Origin of the sequence: Cuniculiplasma thermophilum, assembly GCF_052315355.1 — an archaeon.
Classification (GTDB): domain Archaea; phylum Thermoplasmatota; class Thermoplasmata; order Thermoplasmatales; family Thermoplasmataceae; genus Cuniculiplasma.
On the sequence record NZ_JBLSDF010000005.1, the window covers coordinates 1 to 19485 of the forward strand.

Here is a 19485-nt window from a genome sequence, read left to right on the forward strand (position 1 = left end):
AATGAAATTCTATCTTTTATGAGTATCTCAGCCTGCTCATCAACCATGTTGAACATGCTCTGTAAGAACAGTACCTTGATCATGGTTTTCACAGGTATGTTTGGCCTTCCTCCATTATCTGTATCATTGTGATACAGATCACTCAATAATGGTGTGAATGCATCCCAGTAAATGGCATTCTTAATGAATACCAATGGATTCATTTATCTTCATTGAGTCGTATTTCTTTTTTAATGCATGATCAAGAAGGTCACTCATACTGCAACATGCGTGTTTCATGAATAAATGTTACGGTGTTTAATGAGGGGGTTATTAGAAATCCTCTTTTGATAATTTTTTAACTTTTTTTATAAACTAAAAGTTATTATTGAGTTACGATTACCAAAAATGCTGTGTTGAACAAATACTTAAACAGAATGTAGCTTTAGCTTTTCTGCCTCTTCATCCCCGGGTATGACTCTCCATGTCCTGTAACTAGATCCATTTTCTTCCAGGAATTTCTTTAAAGCGGGAAAATCCTCTTCCCTCACAATGAAATTGCCATCCTCATACCTGATTGCAGGTATGGAATCCAGAATTCCTTTCACATTGTAATGATATTTCCCGTAATTGGAAGATGATCTGTAACCGTAAAGCTTCCTGTATATCCTCGCCTGTTCCTTTCTCCCCATTCCATTACGCCTGAAAGGTATCCACACATGTACAAGAATAGCTGTTTCCAATGATCTTGAATGCACAAACATGTAAATACTGTTTTGCAATTAATACTATGCACATGCATAGTATTCACGCCGAAGATGAAAAATCAAAGGTTAAAAAGAATGGCAGATGGGGCAAGCAGTACAAAGATAAGAGGAACTGGGTCGAATACAACGAGGAACTTGTCATAAGAGGGAGGATGATCTTTGATCTTGATTTCGTTCAGAAGTGGGATGCTGAGCTGAAGAGAATGAATTCCGGAAAGAGGGGATCACCTTATCTTTTTCCGGAATCGTTCATGAGGTTCATGATGATATGGAAGCAGTACCTTGATTACCGTGGACTGGAAGGAATGGCAAGATCTCTTGTGGATCTTGGGATAATGCCATATTACGGTGATTATACAACAATATGGCATCGGATACATAACATGCGACCATGCCTGGACGTATCCGGATTGGAAAGCATATCAATCGGCACAGATGGCACTGGTTTTAAAACAAACAATGCCGGAGCTTACAGGGTAACAAAATACGGCGATCAGGATGCAAAGAGGAGAAAGCATCTCGTTGTCATAATAACAGCAGATGTGAAGACAAAACATGTTATCGGGATAGAGGTGCACATAGAGGGCCAGGGTCCATCGGAACCAGAGACTGCACAGAAACATACCATGGAGGCTGTGATGAATAATATCAATGTGAGAGGCTTCTATGGTGACGGTGCATTCGACACGAATGATCTGTTCACGCTGATGCATCAAATTGGTGCCCAGCCCGTGATAAAGATAAGGAAGAATGCCTCTCCAGATCATTACAAGGGATCGAAATACCGCAGGAGGGCGATCAGGGAATACCAGAACAAGGGATACAGATCATGGTCAGAAAAGAACGATTATGGGATGAGATGGCCCTGTACCGAAGGAATATTCTCTGCGGTGAAGAGAAAGTTCGGTGAAAATTGTGTAAGCAGGTCCACTAATGGTCTAATAAGTGAGGGATACCAGAGGATCTGGGTGTATAACTACATGAATCAGGGGGCAAAGAAAGAGGCGAGATCACTAAACCGACGATAAAGGAGAGAAAAACAGAAAATAATCAGCTGATTATTGGATTCAGGGATATTTGTTAAACAGAGCATACCAAAAAATAAAATTTAAATATTCCCAATTCATATTTTAATAATGTTTGAAAAAAATAGAAAAATCATGGTAGTAATGGTCGTGTTGCTTTTCCTATTTTCAGGCCTTTTTTTCATTAATTCTGAGGGACAGAAGGATAAGGTAAGCAACAATTTAAAGAATAATGTAGCAAACAGTCAAATGGTGCTGGAAAACTCTGGTATGTCGGGCTTAGAAGTTCATAAACTTTCTTACAAACAGCCGGAATTGTCTATAAGTCAGAATAATAAGACGCCACAGTCATCTCACTTCGTAACGGTGCATTTCAAGTTTAAAAACTATAATTCTTCTCTTGGAGAAATATATGTGACATTAATCACTAAGTTAGGGGGATCGGTTCAAGGAACAAACACTCCTTACCTTAATATTTCAACAAACTCAGGAATTTATAACTATTCAATTTCTTTCTTTAATTATACATCTTATTCTTCAGAATCGATTAGACTTAATGAACTGAATGGAACCATCAACACTTCTGTCACACTAAACTATACAGTTACAATACCGAGGTTTTATGTAGAGTCCTTGAATTTGAAAACTAATATTATTCCAGCAGAAATATTGACCGAAAGCCTGGCATTCTATAGTCCAACCGACAAAATATCTACGCAAGTAAATTTTTATAATATGTTCACATTAAGTCCAAAATTTATCCTCCTTAATGGGACCTATAATTCCCAAATAATGCTTAATATGGGAGTTGTTAATACAACTTTGACCTTCAGTGGCTCATATGTAAGTCAGGAGACGGTTACATTACCTTATTTCCATGCATTTGTTTTAGAATTTTCAAATTTTCCATATTCAGCCAACTACAGTCTGGAATTAATCAAAGGTCTATTTACAATAAGAACCGCTGGTAGTATCACCCTGACAAATGCTCAGTTATCCCCAATATATTTACCCAATGGGACCTTTATGATTGAGGTTCAATTTAATGGTTTCTTAGGTTCAGAAATCCTTCAAGCAAAAAAGGTTTTGAATCTTACTGGTGTTTCAATTTATGACTATGTAATTCCCACAATGAAAGAATATGCAATTCCTGTAAATGGTGAGAAAGATCTTACCTTATGCTCAGCAAATCAGAATTTATCAATCTCCATATTGGATGATTATAACTCACTATCTTCTTCCGGAACTATGAACGTTTATGGTTTTACCTCAACTTCCATATTCAATTTAATGTACGAATCATATATAAGCAACTACTCGGAGGAGACATTTGTTTCCAACTTCCAATCCCTATCGTTGAATTTTTCACAGGTCAGTTTCTCCACTCCGGCGATTTATAAAAATGGAACCTTTGGAATGGGAATAATCAGTCAATCCGATTTCAATCTTTCATCGTCAGCGATTAATAATTACATTCAGTTGTTTTCCTCTAATAATTACATGAATGTCACACTTCCAGATCACCAGGTGAAAGTGTTACTTTCCGATTTCAACATGTCAAGTAGATATACTGAGGAGGTCAATATAAATCCATCCAAGATCAATTCCTTCTCATTTTCGCCTGTAAATGTTCTTTGCGGCGAAATAGTGGTACGCAATCTACCATCAAATGAAGAAGCCATTTACCTAAATTCAACAAGCCACAGCAATAACAGTTGTTTCTCTGGTTATGGTTCCATAAAAGGAACAAACTCCTCTATCGCTGTCTTTAAAGTACCAGAAATTCAGGGAGAAAACAATATTGAAGTATCCATAATTCTAAACAACTCCCAAATATTTGGTGTTTCAGAGAATCTGAATATAAAAAATAATGGAAATATTACAAACATAAATGTCCCGAAATTAGATGGATTCTACTTAAACGTAGAAAACTTTGATCGCATAGGTTTTTTCAATGTTCTTATTCTCAGCAACTTCAAAATACCAATTTCATTATCTTCTTCCTTATCAACCGTTTTACCTAATTATACAGCCTTTATAGGCGAGATCCATTTAGAGGGAAACGGGACTACATATGCATACATGCCCTCTGGAACTTATTATTCCTACATGGCATTGTCCATTATAATTTCCGAAACTGTGCTTAGGCTTCCAAATGTAACTGTTTCCTCAGGAGCAAAAATAAATATAGAGATACCAGATTTTTCGGTTCTCGTATTTGAAAAACCGGGATTAAATCTATTGACTTCCAGGATTTCAATATCAGGCCAAAACTTCTCATCAGAAATTTCTCCTGGAATATTTTCAGGTAACGGTTTTCTTCCCGGAATATTCTCCTTGTCTTCGATTTCATTTCTACCATTTATTGTTCCTATACACACGGAAGTAACAATCTCATCATCTACGTGTATATCCGGTGTTTATGTGAGTCCTTCGGAGCAATCATTATACACAGAAAATTCTATAAATTACTTTAGTGTTACAGCATCATTCAGTCCCGTAAAGGAATACCGGGTAAATTTCATAGCCCAAGATCTAGGAAAGGGTGTGTATTGGAAAGTTACTATATTAAATAAAACATCCTCAAACAGCGTGAATGCTTCTTCAAACACTTCATGTATATATTTCAATCTGCCAAATGGCTCCTACAATTATACAGTCCAAGTGAACAGCTCGGAATATAAAGCAACTAATTCAATGGGTAACTTTACTGTTTCAGGAAAGGAATTAAACATAACAATTTCCTTCGAAATGTATCAAAAAGTTCAGACAAAATATACAGCAATTTTCCAGGAAAAAGGTTTATCAAAAGGTACAGCCTGGTCTGTTACCATTGGAACTATTATTTACTTTTCTACTGCAAACCATATATACGTCAATCTGACAAACGGAACCTATAGTTACAGCGTCGGCAACATAAAAGGATATAATTTGTCAAATGGTTCTGGTAGTTTCCAGATAAACGGAAAAAACACATCTATTAACGTAACATTCACTCCTGTACCTGTCTTACCCCCTAAGTACACTGTCACCTTCAAAGAGGAAGGTTTAAGCAATGGAACGATGTGGTATATAATATTTGATAACAAGAATGTTTCAACGAAAAATGCCACTTTGTCCTTTGTGGTAACTAATGGAACTTATTCATATAAGACCGGAAATGTAAGTGGCTATAATGTCACTCCTTTGAATGGAAACGTGGATGTGAAGGGAAATAATGTAACAGTAAGCATAACCTACACCTTGATTCAAACAAAGACTTCATCAAGTTCCAACACATTGTCAAGCAATCTCTATATAATAATCGCAATAATTGCGGCTGTTATAATAGTAGCAGTTGTCGCAGTGATCTGGAAGAGAAAAAGTCCATAAATTATATACTATTTTTAATCTTTCTTTGTTAATTGAATCATTTTTATCATATTAGTTTCATAGGCTATTAAAATAATATATATTTTTGATAAAGTTTTAAGATATGAAGTGATGCCTTATTGATATGAGCGATCCCAATGATAAGATGTTGAATCGAAGTGCGATTGGAGAATTCGTTAGCATCCTTGTAAGACAACTTAAGTACAGGCGTGAAGATTTCAAAACAATGGGTCCAATGGGTGGATTTACATCCTTAATAGATCTTGGAAATATAGCGATTGCGTTCAATACCGACGGTGTTGGGACTAAGGTTATGCTTGCCGCAGAGGCAAACAAGTGGGAAGGACTTGGGATAGATTGTGTAGCAATGAATGTAAATGACACAATCACTGTTGGGGCTGAGCCCATTGCCATGCTTGATTATCTTTCTCTAAGAAATACAGACCCAATTGTTGCAAAGGAACTTGGAGTGGGTCTAAATGTGGGTGCACAAATGGCAAATATTTCTATCATAGGTGGCGAATCAGCTCTGGTCCCAGATATTATAAACCCAATAGACATTGCTGGAAGTGTTATTGGGATAGTTCAGAAAAATTCCATAATAACCGGTGAAAGAATAAGTGAGGGCGATATAATCTACTCATTGCAGAGTAGTGGGTTACATTCGAATGGTTTTACAACAGTAAGGAAAATTTTGAAGGAAAATAATATAGGAATGGAGGATAAATTTCCAGGAGAAAACAAGAAGACCTCTGAGGTGGTCCTTGAACCAACAAGAATATATGTAAGAGATATTCTGGATATAGTGAATATTGTGGATATAAAAGGCATGGCAAACATAACTGGTGGAGGTTTCAGAAATATTGTGAGACTTAAGGATATGAAATATGTTTTTGATGATCCCGTGGAACCCCAAAATGTATTCAAGCAACTCCATGACATGGGAAACCTATCGTGGACCCAGATGTATGAAACATTTAACATGGGAACAGGATTCATGGTTGTAATAAATGAAGAAAGCAAGAGTGATTTTATTACAACCTTGAGGACAAGGATGCAGGTCAAGGAAATAGGCCACGTAGAAAACGGTAGCGGAATTTACATACCAAAATATGAAGTTAAGTTGGATGGCTATTACTGAAACTTTTGTAAGTCTCAATGGCTCTTTTTCTCATATCTTTGTAAATTTTTTCCTGCTCTTTTTCCCCTAACTCTTCATAGTTCCCTGCACTCTTCCCTACAAATTTTTCAAAGTATTCACTCGTTGGGTCGAGTTCATGCCATTTTTTAATGGGATTAAATATTCTAAAAAAGGGCCATGAAAATCCACCAACACCGGCAATATATTGCCAGGAAGAGTAATTAACAGATTCGTCAGCGTCAACAAGGGTGTCCATGAACCATCTGGCACCAAAGTCCCATTTCACCAAAAGGCATTTTGTTAGGAAATCCGAGGTTATCATTCTCAGTTCATTGCTTATCCATCCTTCAGTCCAGAGTTGTCTCATTGCTGCATCAACAATCTTAAATCCCGTAGAGCCTGTTCTCCATGATAGGAAACTCTCACTACTGTCAGACCATGGAAAATCCCTGAATTTTGCATTGCACTCAGTGCGATCCATGTTTTGCCTCCTCAAATATGCAATGTAAAAAAACTCTCTCCACGCAATATTCCTTTTAATTCTCTCAGATCCCTCTCCCAGTTCCTCAGCATGTTTCCAAATTCCCTTCACGTCAATCTGCCCATGGCTGATATAGGGAGATATCCTGCTTCCATCAATCTTGTTATCGCAATTAAATTCTCTTAGCTTCTCAATTACCCTTCTGTGGTTTATACCCGGTTTCCAAATTTTCCTTAGTTTTAAGGCCCATTTTGGATTATAGCGATCGAATTTTCCATCAAGATCTGCAAATTCAGGCAAGTCTTGTTCAGCATATATGTCGTCAACCTTACCTTCAAGTTTCACCTCCTTAATTTTTTCATAAAATGAACTAAAATTCAGAAAATTTACCTTCATTTTTAACATTTCCTCAGTTTTCAGAAGATTATTTGAAGGAAACACCCTAACATTTACAAATTTTTGTAGATTTTCCCTCATAATTTCGATAGCGTTCAGGAAATTGTTCCTTGGTATTTCGTGAATAAGTATTTCTCCTATTTTATTCTCTTCAATTATTTTTTTCAGTAAAAGTACGTATTCACCTGAACTTCTAACCATAAAATTTGAGTTCCCTGTTCCATCATTAACCATGGAGTTTCCTATCTCACTGTACCACCATCTTGAGGCACTTCCCTCTGGAAATATTTTTGTATCGTCAAGAAAAATAGGTATAACTTTCCTTCCCATTTTTGATGCATATGCCAGAGCATCATTAGATTGAAGCCTTGCATTTCCATTTAGGATATAAAGAGAATTCATTGAAAATTTGTATCATTTCCAACTTAATAAAGTTAATAAAAGAAATCTGCATGTAAGTACTAATGAAAGTAATAGCAGTTGTCGATGATGAGAATGTCCTGATGCCATTAGAATACGGTAATACTATTGTGCAAATAGACACAGAGACCGGTGAAAAGAAAATGTACGAAAACCCAGGTTATGGATCACCCTATCAGGGCAAGGAAAGAGCTATGGCAGGAATACTTACCTTAAAGGCCGATTCCATACTGGTAAAAGAGGGGTTCCTTTGTCCCGGGTCATATCATATGTCCAAGGGCAGAATGAAATACATTCCAGTGGATGAAGAGAAGCTGGATGAGGTAGAACCCAAGCTGAAAGAACTGGAATCAAAAGCTGTGAATGAACTCGATTTCAATCTATACAGAGAGTAATTTTTTAAATTTTTAATCTTAATCTCTTTAGAATTTTAGCGATAGTTTTTTCTGAAGAATATCAATCTTGCTATATTTTTTAAAAAATTTTGGTAAATCCTATTATCTCAGGGTAAGCTTGGTTTCCTCTGTGAAAAATGTATACTTACCAAAACATTAATATCAGAGCAATCAATACGTGTGATACGCACGTTTAAATGCACCTTATGAGCATAATATCATAAGGGAAGGGTATGAGGTTAGAAATAACCGATGAGACCGATCAATGTTAAATAGAGAGCAAAATGGATTGTGCAGTCTGTGAAACTGTCTGGGGGATGGTTCGGTTTGGGAGCCGATGAAGGACGTGCCAAGCTGCGATATGTCTCGGGGAGGCGCAAGGAGCCCTTGATCCGAGAATTTCCGAATGGGACTTCCTGTCGTAAGACACTCCGAAAGGAGAGGGAACTCAGGGAATTGAAACATCTTAGTACCTGAAGGAAAAGAAATCAATCGAGATACCGTTAGTAAAGGCGATCGAAAGCGGTATAAGGCAAACCGAATCTTTTTTCGATAAGGAAAAAGAGATGTGGTGTATGGGCTTCTCCCAACGCTTAACACTCCAATCAGAACGATCTGGAAAGATCGGCCAAAGAAGGTGATAGCCCTGTAAGAGTAAGAGTGAAAGCTATGAGGAGAATGTCCCCGAGTACCGTGCGTCGTTATTCGCGCGGGAAGATGGGTGGCATCAACATCCAACCTTAAATACTTCTCAAATCCGATAGCAAACAAGTACCGTGAGGGAAAACTGAAAAGTAACCCGGAAGGGTGGTGAAAAGTACCTGAAACCAGGCAGTGATAAACTTATAGGGCACTTAAGCGATGATCCTTCAACAGAAGGAGAGCGGTGTTCTATTATCCGTGTTGAAGAACGGGCCAGGGAGTTTTGTCGTATGGCAAGGTTAACTCTTATGAGAGGTAGCCGTAGCGAAAGCAAGTACACGCACAGCAATGGAGGTGTCACGTAATAAATGCGTTTAGTCATGCGAGGAAGACCCGAATCCGGTCGATCTACGCCTGAGTAGGTTGAAGCTAAGTGAAAACTTGGTGGAGGACCCAACTGGTTCTGATGTGCAAATCGTTCAGATGACTTGGGTGTAGGGGTTAAAGGCTAATCTAGGCCGGTAATAGCGGGTTCCCCCCGATACTACCCGCAGGTAGACCTCAGCGGAGATGTTTAGCGAGGTAGAGCGACCGAATAGTTGGTTAGCAGGTGAAAATCTGCGCCGACTTATCAAACTCCGAACTTGTTAAAATCGTAGAAGCTGGGTGCTAGGGTGCAGGGATAAGCTCTGTACCCGTGAAGGGAACATCCTAGACGAGGGTTAAGGTCCCTAAAACTAACTAAGTGCAAATCAAAGAGGTTTATGGCCTAAAACAGTGTGGAGGTAGGCTTAGAAGCAGCCATCCTTTAAAGAGTGCGTAACAGCTCACTCACCGAGGCTATATGCCTCGAAGATGGAAGGGGCTAAAGTTAGTTACCGAGACCTTCGAGCACCGAAAGGTGATCTGGTAGGGGGGCGTGCCATTTGGGCAGAAGTTTCTTCGAGAGGAGGAATGGACCGAATGGTATCGCGGATCTTGGCAAAAGTAGCAGACAAGAATTGTGAGAATCAATTCCGCCGAAAGGGCTAAGGGTTCCTTGGCAATGTTCGTCAGCCGAGGGTTAGTCGATCCTAAGGTTATCCCTAACTGGAGATGACCGAATGGGAAAACGGTTAATATTCCGTTACCTTGAATGTTTTGCTGTGTATATTGGTTCGGGATAGGGGGAGCACACTAGCCTGTGTGTAGGTAACTATAAACTGATGGAGAGTCGTAATGACGTAAAGTTGGTGAAATGTTACTGATTCCTGTATAGGAAGTCCTTCAATTCCTGGATCCTGTGAAAGATATATACAGGTCAAGTTCAAGATCGTACCAAGAACCGACACAGGTGCCCCTGGATGAGAAATCCAAGGCGTTTGGGAATAATGGACGCGAGGGAACTCGGCCAAATAGCTCCGTATCTTCGGTAGAAGGAGTGCCTGTTCCGGGAGGGAACAGGTCGCAGTGGCAAGGGGACCCCGACTGTTTACCAAAAACACAGGCCGCTGCTAGTTCGAAAGGATGTGTATAGCGGTCGAAACCTGCCCAGTGTCGGTACCTGAAAGTCCCGTTCAAGGGAAAGAAGGGCCGATAAACGGCGGGGGTAACTATGACCCTCTTAAGGTAGCGTAATACCTAGCCGCTTAATTGGCGGCTTGCATGAAGGTTCAACGAGAGTCCCACTGTCCCCGCGTTCAGCCCCGTGAAATTGATGCACTGGTGCACAATCCAGTCTCTCCCACATGAAAGCGAAGTCCCCGTGGAGCTTTACTGCAGCCTGTAGCTGTAATACGGTTTTCAATGCGTAGCGTAGGAAGGAGCTGTCGATGTTTGGATTTTGGTTCAAACGGAGGCGACAATGAAACACTTCCCTTTGGAGACTGCGTTACTAACTTTTGTGAAAAAGGACAACTATTGGTGGGCAGTTTGGGTGGGGCGCCACGCCCCTGAGAATCAAACAGGGGCCCCCAAAGGTTGGCTCAGGAGGGTCAGAAATCCTCCGTAGAGTGTAAGAGCAAAAGCCAGCTTGACTGTGTTCCGGGCAACAAGGAACGCAGATGCGAAAGCAGGGTCTAACGAACCACCCAGTCCCCTCTTGATGAGGGCGGGTGATAAGAGAGAAGTTACCCCAGGGATAACTGAGTTGTCCTCGGCAAGAGTTCACATCGACCCGAGGGTTTGCTACTTCGATGTCGTCTGTTCCTATCCTGGTGCTGAACAAGGTGCCAAGGGTGGGGCTGTTCGCCCATTAAAAGGGATCCTGAGATGGGTTCACTACGTCGCGAGACAGTAGGGTTGCTTCTCTGTGGGAGTGTTCGATGTCTGAAGGGAAGGAGCCTTTAGTACGAGAGGAACGGGGGTTCGTGGCTTCTGGTTTACCGATTGTCCGGCAGGGCAAATGTCGGGTAGCCACGCCATACACGGATAAAAGCTGAAGGCATCTAAGCTTGAAGCCGTCCCTGAAAAGAGACATCGTTTGAGGCCTCTCCTAAAAGAGGAGATTGATAGAACTGGGATGTAAGTATCGAGGTTCGCCGAGGTATTCAGTCCACAGTCACTAACAGGCCGAATGCACAATCCATGTTTCTTGATTAATGATCGGTCAAACATACCAAGTGTGTTTTATATATTTTTTATATTTTTATGAGAAAGTGTTTCAATCAAAAATTTATTTAAAATTTTGTAGTTTTTGATGGGATTGATTATTATTTATAAAAATTGGAATAATTGAAATTTATTGTATATTAATTTGCTCTTCTATTTTGTCAGCTATTTTTTCATAAATTTTTCTTATTTCTTCTGAAGCTGCAACTGCTGGTATTCCTGTATCAGCATTTTGGACTATCTCAGGGTATATGGGGATTTTACCAAGGAATGGAACGCCAATTTCTCTTGCAAGTTTTTCTGCACCTCCCGATTTGAAGATCTCTGTTACTGTACCGCAATGAGGGCAAGCAAATCCACTCATATTCTCCACTATACCCAATACCCTAAGATGCATCTGTTCAGCAAAATTGATTGCTTTTTTAGCATCTAAAAGGGCCAGCTCCTGTGGTGTTACAACTATAATGACACCATCATTTTTTGGGATCATCTGTGAAACCGTAAGTGCCTCATCTCCTGTACCAGGTGGGAAATCCAGAATCACATAATCCTTACCTTCCCAAACTGTATCTTCCAGAAACTGCTGAACAGCTTTATGCCTAAGGGCGCCTCTCCATATAACTGCGGTCTTCTCGTCTGGAAGAAAGAAGGCCATAGATATGACGTCCACGCCATATTTGGTCTTCGTGGGTTCAATTCCCTTCTCACTAGCATATACCTTTTCCTTTGATACACCCAGGAGCATGGGATCATCAGGTCCGTTTATATCTGCGTCAATTAAACCCACTACGTACTTTCTCGCAAGAGTCACCGCAAGATTTACAGAGAATGTGCTTTTGCCAACGCCCCCTTTACCACTCATAACCATTATGGTATGCTTTACTCCCTTATACTTGGTTGTTGGTTGAGGTGGTGTCTGAACAGGCGGCGGAGGTGTGTTAATTTTTATTGTTCCTTTTGCCATGTTCACATGATTAATCCTGCTTATTTAATCAATTTGTGAACGTTTTAGATGCCTAAACAAACTGATTTAGCAATCCATTTTAGGTCAGTATTTTACATTCACTAGATTTTGTAAATTTTCTATAATAAGCATAATGAAAGATCGGAAATTCTTTAGAATATACCACTGCAAATAGCATATATTTAAAGCTGTTCAATAAACACTAAATAAAATAACATTATTTATAAAATCAAGAAGTGAAATATGATAGAAACCTCTTACTTTGATCCGGAGATATATCTTGTTCCAAAAAGAAATGGTAAAACTGTGGAAATTAAAGTCTCAGATCCAAAGGCGACTGAAGTATGGGTGGAATATGGAAAAGAGAAGAAAAATTTGAGAAAAAATAGTAATAATATATGGTACACTAAAATTGATTCTGATATTGATTCAGCAGAACATATAATAGGCAAGAAGTTTGAGTCAGGATATATTTCAAGAAGGCACAACCCATATGCCTTCAAGCCAGCTATTCCTCAAAATATTTCAAACTATTACACGGGTGCAGACTATAGGGCATTCACATACATGGGCTCCCACTATCTTGGTTATGGTGGTGTTGGCGGTTTTAATTTTATATTGTACGCACCTTCTGCTAAAGGTGTCTCCGTCATAGGGGATTTCAATGGATGGGAGCCATCAGTTAATCCAATGTTTAGAATTGAAAATACTGGCTTTTGGTCTCTATTCATACCGGATATAGGAGAAAATGAACTGTACAAATTTTTCATTATTACTCAGGAGGGGAAAACATTGGTCAAATCAGATCCCTTCGGTTTCTCCTATGAATTGAGACCTGGAACAGCCTCAAAAACCCACACATCTAGATTTAAATGGAGAGATCGTAAATATCTTGAAAAGAGGTTTGTATTTAAAGTGGAGAAGTCACCAATATCAGTTTATGAAGTACATCTTGGTTCGTGGAAAAGGGATGAGAATGGAAATTTTCTCTCCTACCGGGAACTTGCAACCAGGCTTTCCAGTTATTGCAAAAAACTTGGTTTTACGCACGTGGAATTGCTTCCCATAATGGAGCATCCTCTTGACGATTCCTGGGGCTATCAGACATCGGGATATTTCTCTCCAACATCGAGGCATGGCGATCCTGATGATTTTAAGGAGTTCGTAAACATAATGCATTCAAACGATATAGGAGTAATACTTGACTGGGTTCCGGCACATTTTCCGAGGGATGAGAGTTTTCTGGAGCACTTCGATGGAACAAATCTCTTTGAATATTCCGATCCCCTAAAGAGGGATCACCCTGATTGGGGCACTCTCATTTTCGATTTCGGTAAGAGGAGCACGATTAATTTCCTTATATCCAGTGCCTCCTTCTGGATTGAGGAATATCACGCTGATGCAATAAGAATAGATGCGGTATCATCCATGCTTTATCTGGATTATTCAAGAAGGGACGGAAAGTGGAGGCCAAACATATATGGGGGGAATGAAAACCTGGAGGCCATATCCTTTATTAGGGAATTGAACAATCATATTGAAAAATCATATCCAGGATCCTTTACAGTAGCAGAGGAATCAACGTCCTGGAATGGTGTAACAAAAAGGGTAGATCAGGGAGGGCTCGGATTTTCTTTGAAATGGAATATGGGCTGGATGCATGATATACTGGAATACATCTCTCTTGATCCCATATATCGAAAATATCATCATAACCAGCTTACTTTCATATTCTGGTATGGTTTTTCAGAGAATTATATATTACCTCTTTCCCATGATGAAGTGGTTTATGGGAAGAGATCAATTTACCATAAGATGCCTGGAGATCCATGGCAGAAACTGGCCAATGTAAGGCTTCTTTTTTCCTTTATGTTTTCATTTCCAGGTAAAAAACTTATGTTCATGGGTGATGAAATACCTGCAGGAGAGGAATGGGATTTTCACTCTAAGGATTCGCTTAGGGAGAACGCAGAAGTTAAGGGTGAATTTATTCCAGATCTAATCCGAGACCTGAATTACATATATAGAAATTCACAATGTTTATACGAGCACGATTTTGATAGCAGTTCCTTTGGATGGATAGATTATTCAGACAGGGATCAGAGTATAATATGTTATTACAGAAGGGATGTTAAAAATCTGTTTTTATTTGTGATGAATTTCACGCCTGTTCCAAGGAGATCATACAGGATTGGAGTTCCGGAGATTGGGAAATACAGAGTTGTACTGAATACAGATTCTGAGAAATACGGTGGCTCTGGGTTCGGTAGTTCCGGTGATATTGAAGCAGAGAAAATACCCTATCATGGTAGGGACTTTTCACTAGAACTGGACCTTCCGCCTCTGGGGGCCGTTTATTTGAGGAGGTTATTATGAAAAAAATTGAAGATGTTCAGATAGAGAATGTTATGCCAACAGTAGATAATGGAAATTTGCCTGCGAGAAAGGAAAATATGTCTCCATTTGTTTTTTCCGGGACTATATTCTGTTCAGGTCACGAAGAGATAAATGCGGCAGTTGTTTTGAAAAGGGGAAGAGAGAACAAATTTATTCGTATACCTATGAGACAGGGCCTCAACAGTGATCATTTTGAAGCCACTGTTGATGGTCTTGAAGTGGGTGCTTACAGCTTCAGGATAGAGGCCTGGATTTCAGATATAAAAACCTGGGCAAAAAACATGGCAAAATGGTTGTCAGCAGGGGAAAAAATCGATTCGGATTTGAAAGATGGGGAACAAAAAATAAGGAAATACGCAAGAAACATACCTGCAGAGGATAAAAAGAAGGTAATGGAAGCAATCAGGATAATGGGCAGGGAACCCTTACGCGGCCTTTCAATCCTTGAGCCATTCATGACATTAATATATGAAAAGGAGCCAAAAAAGGGGAAATCCACAACTCAGTGGTATCCACTTATTATTCAGGAAAGAGAACAGGTCGTGTCTTCCTGGTACGAGGTATTCCCAAGGTCATGCTCTCCTGATCCAGAAAGGTCAGGGACATTGAAGGATACTATTGGTATACTTGATTACGTCAGATCCATGGGTTTCAATATTCTCTATCTCACTCCAATCCATCCTATCGGCGTCACGTTTAGAAGGGGAAAAAACGGTAAAATACCAGCAGAAGAAGGTGCACCTGGTAGTCCATGGGCTATAGGTAATAAATATGGAGGTCACAAATCAATAAATCCGGAACTTGGAAATATTGATGATTTTCAAAGACTGGTGAAGGAAGCTGAAAGGAAAGGCATCAGGATAGCAATGGATCTTGCCTATCAGTGTTCCCCTGATCATCCTTACGTCAAGGAACATCCGGAATGGTTTTATCACAGACCTGATGGCACAATAAGGTATGCGGAAAATCCTCCGAAGAAATATTACGATATCTATCCATTGAATTTTTACTGCAAAAATAGGATGGAACTCTGGAATGAACTAAAATCAATTGTGGATTTCTGGATTTCTCAAGGGGTAAGGATATTCAGAGTGGACAATCCTCATACAAAACCACTCTCATTCTGGTCATGGCTCATAGGAAAGGTGAAGGGAGAACATCCAGATGTCATTTTTCTTGCAGAGGCTTTCACAAAGCCCGAGCTGATGTACAGGCTTTCCAAGATTGGTTTTCAACTATCCTATTCCTATTTCACATGGAAAAATTATGACTGGGAGATAAGAGATTACTTTACAGAACTAAATTCTTCGGATAAGGCATCCTATTTCAGACCAGTTCTTTTTACAAATACGCCGGACATATTGCCCTATGCTCTGCAAAACGGTGGAAGGAGTGCATTTATAATGCGGGCAATTCTGGCCGGAACACTTTCCACCTCGTGGGGAATATACAGTGGTTATGAGCTCTGCGAAAATGAGGCAATACCTGGTAAAGAGGAGTATCTCAATTCGGAAAAGTATGAGATCAAGCACCGGGACTTTGATTCCGATGACAGCATTTCAGGGTTAATAGGCAGGATAAATGAAATCCGAAGCAAGATTGAAGCATTCAGCATTTATGGGAATCTACAGTTTCTCAGGTCAACCAATCCATCGGTTGTATCTTATGTTAGGAAGGCAAATAACATGGATGTAATGGTTGTTGTCAATATTGATCCATTCGCAACTCAGGAATCTATGGTTGATATTCCCGATTCCTGGAAGTGTAAGGGAACATTTCGTGTTCATGATCTTCTAGGGGGTGGAGAATATGAATGGTCAGATTCCATGAATTATGTTAAATTAATACCTGAGTATATGCCAGCACACATACTTGTAAGGGTGACTTAATGCTGAAAATAGATGACCCGTTGTGGTATAAAGATGCAATCTTCTATGAGGTGCCTGTGAGAAGTTTCTATGATGGTAACAACGATGGAATCGGTGATTTTAAAGGTTTTACAGAGAAACTTGACTACATAAAGAGCATTGGTGTGGATTGCATATGGGTACTGCCATTTTATGACTCTCCACTGAAGGATGACGGATACGATATTCGAGACTATTACAGTATTCTACCGGATTATGGAACAATGGAGGATTTTGAAAAATTCATAGAGGAGGCACACAACAGAGGCATACGTGTAATTGCAGATCTTGTGTTAAATCATGTTTCTGATCAGAGTAAGTGGTTTCAAGATGCAAAGGAAAATCCTGACAGTCCTTACAGAAAATGGTTTGTGTGGTCTGACACACCTGAAAAATATAAAGGAGTCAGGGTCATATTCATAGATACTGAAAAATCAAACTGGACCTATGAACCTGTAACAAAACAATATTACTGGCACAGATTCTATTCTCATCAGCCTGATCTTAATTATGACAATCCTGAGGTCAGGGAGGAGATGAAGAATGTTATAAGATTCTGGCTTTCCAAAGGGCTTGATGGTTTCAGATGTGATGCTGTCCCATATCTTTTTGAAAGGGAAGGCACATCCTGCGAAAATCTTCCAGAAACCCATGAATATTTCAAAGAGATAAGAAAGATGATAGATACAGAATTTCCTGGCTGTATTCTTCTTGCAGAAGCTAACCAGTGGCCAAGCGATGCAAAGGCCTATTTTGGAAACCAGGACGAATTTCACATGAATTTTAATTTCCCACTGATGCCAAGAATTTTCATATCACTTGCGCAGGGTGATTCATTTCCAATAGAAAATATCATAAAACAGACACTTCCTGTTCCCGATGCATGTACATGGGGTCTGTTTCTGAGAAATCACGATGAGCTGACGCTGGAAATGGTATCACCAGAAGAAAGGGACCTTATGTGGGGTGAATATGCCAAAATACCAAAGATGCGTCTCAATCTTGGCATAAGGAGAAGACTTGCCACTCTGGTGGATAACGATAGGTATATACTGGAATTACTCCACGCTCTCATCCTGAGTCTCCCGGGTTCCCCTGTACTCTATTATGGTGACGAGATAAATATGGGCGACAACATTTACCTTGGAGATCGTAACGGAGTCAGAACTCCTATGCAGTGGTCTTACGACAGAAATGCCGGTTTTTCAAAGGTGGATCCTGAACAACTCTATGCACCGGTAATTGTGAATCCCAACTATCACTACGAATCAAATAATGTAGAATCCATGTCAAGGTTGAGTTCTTCATTTCTAAACTGGTTCCGAAGAATAATGATTGTAAGGAAGCAGAACTCAAAGGTTTTTGGCAGAGGGTCCATCAAATTCATAGAGGTAAAGCAGAAACCAATACTGGCCTTTTTGAGAATATTTGAAAATCAACACATTATGTGTGTATTCAACATGTCCAGGACACCATCATATGTAGAACTGGACCTCAGGGAGTACAATGGATGGCACGTGAGGGAAATGATCTCTTCTGCGCTCTTTCCAGACATAGGAGAACTGCCCTATTTTCTTACACTACCGAGGAATTCCTTCTTCTGGTTCACTCTTGAAAATCCAGGTGATACAAAGTGAGTGAAATTGAGGAAATAGTTACTGACCAATTAATGGATGAAACAATAAGGAAATTCAGTTCAAGAAGATGGTTTTTCCTGAGGCCAGAAGAGATAATTTCTGCAGAAGTGCTCTGTGCTTATCCAAAGGAGGTTGAAGATGGAGACCCATTAATCATAATTCTTTCCCTGGACACAAAGGAAGGAAAACGATATATGGATCTTGCACTGACTCTTCATCAGGATACAAAGGGTAATTTTCACTTTACTGATAGCATAGAAGATGGGAGATTCCCAAAACTGCTGGAAAGGATGCTTCGGGACCATGGCCAGTTTGAGATTCAAAATCCTGTTGAAGCTTTAAGAAAAGCCATAGTGGAGGAAGAGGAATTTAAGTCATTGAAGCTGGAACAGTCAAACAGTTCCTTTCTTCTTGGGTCAAAGATTATAGGTAAATTTTTAAGAACACCATCAGGTATAGATAATCCAGACTATAAGTTACCATTGCTCATTAGAAAATACAGTGACTTTAAGGGTGTTCCAGAGAATCTTGGAACCATAATCTATCACGGAACGGAGGATCTATGTATATGTGTATTCAGTTCATATATCGAAAACAGCGGTGATTACTGGAAGTATCTTTTTGATGCATCAAGAACAAAGGATCATGGGGACTTCATTATTGAGGCCAGGATAGAAGCAGAGAATATAGGGAAGGCAGTGGCTTCCCTGCACATGGCTATGGGAAAAATTGATGAGGATAATTACAGGCAGGAGCCATTCAGCCAGTCTGATTATGTAAGAATGAAAAGGCAGGATAAATATCTCCTGGATGAATTCTCCAGAATTCTCTCATCCTCATACGGTGTACTTTACAGGGATATTTCACCATTAACAGAAAAATTTTTCACAATTAACCTTTCAAAAAACGGGGAGATGAAGCAACCCATACATGGTGATCTGCACCTTGGTCAGATCTTGAAAACTGAAAATGGCCCAGTAATAATAGATTTCGAAGGAGAACCAATGGCAAGTATGGAAGATCGAATATCCAAAGGATCACCCATGAAAGATCTGGCTGGCCTGACAAGGTCATGGAATTACATCTGGCATTTCATCCTGGGCCATGGCGAACTACCTGAAAAAATAGCTGATGAATTCAGAAGCATTACGATTAAGGCTTATGAGAAGGAAGTCATAAGATCAGGTGGAAACATGAAAGAAGGATGGAAAGATGTGCTATCCTTTTTCGAAACAGAAAAGGCCATCTACGAGGCGGTATATGAATGGAATAACCGCCCTGAGATGCTCTGGATACCCATGGAATATCTGAGACACACGGTATCTAAATTATAGGATGAAAAATGCAGCATATTTCTCACTGAATCAGTCTAT

Annotated in this window: 12 protein-coding genes and 1 rRNA gene; 9 read left to right on the forward strand and 4 right to left on the reverse strand. The window is 39.7% G+C overall.

Annotated elements, in window-relative coordinates; all coding sequences use genetic code 11:
- Nucleotides 1–203: transposase (locus ACNF42_RS01345; protein ID WP_443338071.1), on the reverse strand; the 203-nt coding region annotated here is incomplete at its 3' end.
- 204 nt (nt 204–407) lie between these two features.
- On the reverse strand, nt 408–722 hold the full coding sequence (locus ACNF42_RS01350; protein WP_443338072.1) for a hypothetical protein: 315 nt from the start codon (nt 720–722) through the stop codon (nt 408–410).
- A gap of 53 nt (nt 723–775) precedes the next feature.
- On the opposite strand from ACNF42_RS01350, the gene ACNF42_RS01355 reads away from it, so the two are divergent.
- The 3 genes from ACNF42_RS01355 to purM all read left to right on the forward strand — a co-directional run bounded on the left by ACNF42_RS01355 (nt 776) and on the right by purM (nt 6284).
- Nucleotides 776–1774 carry an IS5 family transposase gene (locus tag ACNF42_RS01355; RefSeq protein ID WP_443338162.1) on the forward strand — a complete coding sequence of 333 codons (999 nt, stop codon included), beginning with the start codon at nt 776–778 and terminating at the stop codon, nt 1772–1774.
- A gap of 108 nt (nt 1775–1882) precedes the next feature.
- Complete coding sequence (locus ACNF42_RS01360) at nt 1883–5143, forward strand: hypothetical protein (RefSeq protein WP_443338074.1); 3261 nt, start codon at nt 1883–1885, stop codon at nt 5141–5143.
- A gap of 124 nt (nt 5144–5267) precedes the next feature.
- Nucleotides 5268–6284, forward strand: coding sequence for a phosphoribosylformylglycinamidine cyclo-ligase (gene purM, locus ACNF42_RS01365; protein WP_443338075.1), 1017 nt, complete (start codon nt 5268–5270; stop codon nt 6282–6284).
- Here purM and ACNF42_RS01370 read toward each other — a convergent pair.
- Nucleotides 6262–7563 carry an FAD-binding domain-containing protein gene (locus tag ACNF42_RS01370; protein ID WP_443338077.1) on the reverse strand — a complete coding sequence of 434 codons (1302 nt, stop codon included), beginning with the start codon at nt 7561–7563 and terminating at the stop codon, nt 6262–6264. The two genes, purM and ACNF42_RS01370, sit on opposite strands and share 23 nt — an antisense overlap.
- A 62-nt stretch (nt 7564–7625) precedes the next feature.
- On the opposite strand from ACNF42_RS01370, the gene ACNF42_RS01375 reads away from it, so the two are divergent.
- Together ACNF42_RS01375 and ACNF42_RS01380 are read left to right on the forward strand one after the other, a co-directional pair.
- Entirely contained in the window at nt 7626–7976 is a 351-nt protein-coding gene (locus ACNF42_RS01375; protein WP_443338080.1) for a hypothetical protein, read from the forward strand.
- 285 nt (nt 7977–8261) lie between these two features.
- Nucleotides 8262–11184 (forward strand): 23S ribosomal RNA (locus ACNF42_RS01380).
- Nucleotides 11185–11337: 153 nt separating this feature from the next.
- On the opposite strand, the gene ACNF42_RS01385 is transcribed toward ACNF42_RS01380, so the two are convergent.
- Nucleotides 11338–12171 (reverse strand): Mrp/NBP35 family ATP-binding protein, encoded by an 834-nt coding sequence (locus ACNF42_RS01385; protein WP_443338082.1) that lies wholly within the window; start codon nt 12169–12171, stop codon nt 11338–11340.
- A 243-nt stretch (nt 12172–12414) separates the two neighbouring features.
- On the opposite strand from ACNF42_RS01385, the gene glgB reads away from it, so the two are divergent.
- From glgB to ACNF42_RS01405, 4 genes are read left to right on the forward strand one after another with little or no spacing between them, the layout of a single operon-like run.
- Nucleotides 12415–14547 (forward strand): 1,4-alpha-glucan branching protein GlgB, encoded by a 2133-nt coding sequence (glgB, locus tag ACNF42_RS01390; RefSeq protein ID WP_443338084.1) that lies wholly within the window; start codon nt 12415–12417, stop codon nt 14545–14547.
- Entirely contained in the window at nt 14544–16457 is a 1914-nt protein-coding gene (locus tag ACNF42_RS01395; protein WP_443338086.1) for a maltotransferase domain-containing protein, read from the forward strand. Before glgB ends, ACNF42_RS01395 begins: the two co-directional genes overlap by 4 nt.
- The gene (gene treS / locus ACNF42_RS01400) at nt 16457–18112 is read left to right on the forward strand and encodes a maltose alpha-D-glucosyltransferase (RefSeq protein ID WP_443338088.1); all 1656 of its coding nucleotides are present in this window, start codon (nt 16457–16459) and stop codon (nt 18110–18112) included. The genes ACNF42_RS01395 and treS overlap by 1 nt, the downstream gene beginning before the upstream one ends.
- Nucleotides 18109–19446 carry a hypothetical protein gene (locus tag ACNF42_RS01405; protein WP_443338091.1) on the forward strand — a complete coding sequence of 446 codons (1338 nt, stop codon included), beginning with the start codon at nt 18109–18111 and terminating at the stop codon, nt 19444–19446. The genes treS and ACNF42_RS01405 overlap by 4 nt, the downstream gene beginning before the upstream one ends.
- The last annotated feature ends 39 nt before the right edge of the window (nt 19447–19485 follow it).

Bases quoted from the DNA above. Each gene is read 5' to 3' on its own strand.
- ACNF42_RS01355 (WP_443338162.1), top strand. From the start codon at position 776: ATGCATAGTATTCACGCCGAAGATGAAAAATCAAAGGTTAAAAAGAAT.
- ACNF42_RS01360 (WP_443338074.1), top strand. From the start codon at position 1,883: ATGTTTGAAAAAAATAGAAAAATCATGGTAGTAATGGTCGTGTTGCTT.
- purM (WP_443338075.1), top strand. From the start codon at position 5,268: ATGAGCGATCCCAATGATAAGATGTTGAATCGAAGTGCGATTGGAGAA.
- ACNF42_RS01370 (WP_443338077.1), bottom strand. From the start codon at position 7,563: ATGAATTCTCTTTATATCCTAAATGGAAATGCAAGGCTTCAATCTAAT.
- ACNF42_RS01375 (WP_443338080.1), top strand. From the start codon at position 7,626: ATGAAAGTAATAGCAGTTGTCGATGATGAGAATGTCCTGATGCCATTA.
- ACNF42_RS01385 (WP_443338082.1), bottom strand. From the start codon at position 12,171: ATGGCAAAAGGAACAATAAAAATTAACACACCTCCGCCGCCTGTTCAG.
- glgB (WP_443338084.1), top strand. From the start codon at position 12,415: ATGATAGAAACCTCTTACTTTGATCCGGAGATATATCTTGTTCCAAAA.
- ACNF42_RS01395 (WP_443338086.1), top strand. From the start codon at position 14,544: ATGAAAAAAATTGAAGATGTTCAGATAGAGAATGTTATGCCAACAGTA.
- treS (WP_443338088.1), top strand. From the start codon at position 16,457: ATGCTGAAAATAGATGACCCGTTGTGGTATAAAGATGCAATCTTCTAT.